Below are 821 nucleotides of genomic sequence, written 5' to 3'. Positions count from 1 at the left end.
TGGAGGATTAGCTCAGTTGGGAGAGCGTCTGCCTTACAAGCAGAGGGTCACAGGTTCGAGCCCTGTATCCTCCATTGCAACATTTTGTTGCAAACATATATAGCAAACATGCGATGGCTCGGTAGCTCAGTTGGTAGAGCAACGGATTGAAGCTCCGTGTGTCGGCGGTTCGATTCCGTCCCGCGCCATTTATGGAGGAGTAGCGAAGTCTGGCTAAACGCGATGGACCGTAAATCCATTCCTTCGGGTTCGGTGGTTCGAATCCACTCTCCTCCATTTTATAGGGATATAGTTAAACGGTATAACTACGGTCTCCAAAACCGTCATTGTGGGTTCGATTCCTACTATCCCTGCTTAACTGAATATCTTGGCGGTATTGGTGAAGTTTGGTTAACACACCGGTTTGTGGGTCCGGCACGCGTGGGTTCAAATCCCACATACCGCCCTTCTGATCAGACGATTATGTCTGGTCATAACTATTTGGTGGTATAGCCAAGTGGTAAGGCAGAGGTCTGCAAAACCTTCATCATCGGTTCAAATCCGATTACCACCTTTTAGTTAGCTGATGCCTCTGTGGCGGAATTGGCAGACGCGCTGGACTCAAAATCCAGTTCCCGTTGAGGGAGTGTGGGTTCGACCCCCACCGGAGGCATATTAAAGCAGTAATGCGAATGTATCAGCTAAGCTAATCAAACGTCTGTAAAGCTTGTTATATCAGGCTTTGCGGGCGCTTTTTATTTTGCAATTTTGGCTCTTTGTCAATCGGTAAGGATGAAGAGATTTTTGAGAACTAGACTAAGCCACTTTGGCTTTTGGTCTAG

At 47.5% G+C, this 821-nt stretch carries 7 tRNA genes; all 7 read left to right on the top strand.

The features are described 5' to 3' along the window. Window position 1: 1 nt before the first annotated feature. A tRNA-Val gene (locus tag QOS10_RS09450) sits at window positions 2-74 on the top strand. Between the two features lie 41 nt (window positions 75-115). Beyond that, window positions 116-188 (top strand) — tRNA-Phe (locus QOS10_RS09445). Between the two features lie 5 nt (window positions 189-193). Continuing rightward, window positions 194-276: transfer RNA gene (locus QOS10_RS09440), tRNA-Tyr, on the top strand. A 6-nt stretch (window positions 277-282) separates the two neighbouring features. Then, window positions 283-353, top strand: a tRNA-Trp gene (locus QOS10_RS09435). Between the two features lie 17 nt (window positions 354-370). Next, window positions 371-445 (top strand) — tRNA-His (locus QOS10_RS09430). A 37-nt stretch (window positions 446-482) separates the two neighbouring features. Then, a tRNA-Cys gene (locus QOS10_RS09425) sits at window positions 483-553 on the top strand. A 14-nt stretch (window positions 554-567) separates the two neighbouring features. Next, window positions 568-652: transfer RNA gene (locus QOS10_RS09420), tRNA-Leu, on the top strand. Window positions 653-821: the final 169 nt, after the last annotated feature.

It is taken from the genome of Limosilactobacillus galli (genome assembly GCF_947381495.1).
Classification (GTDB): Bacteria; Bacillota; Bacilli; order Lactobacillales; family Lactobacillaceae; genus Limosilactobacillus; species Limosilactobacillus galli.
Note: the sequence above shows the minus strand (reverse complement) of the source record. Positions and strands in the feature narration are given on the sequence as shown.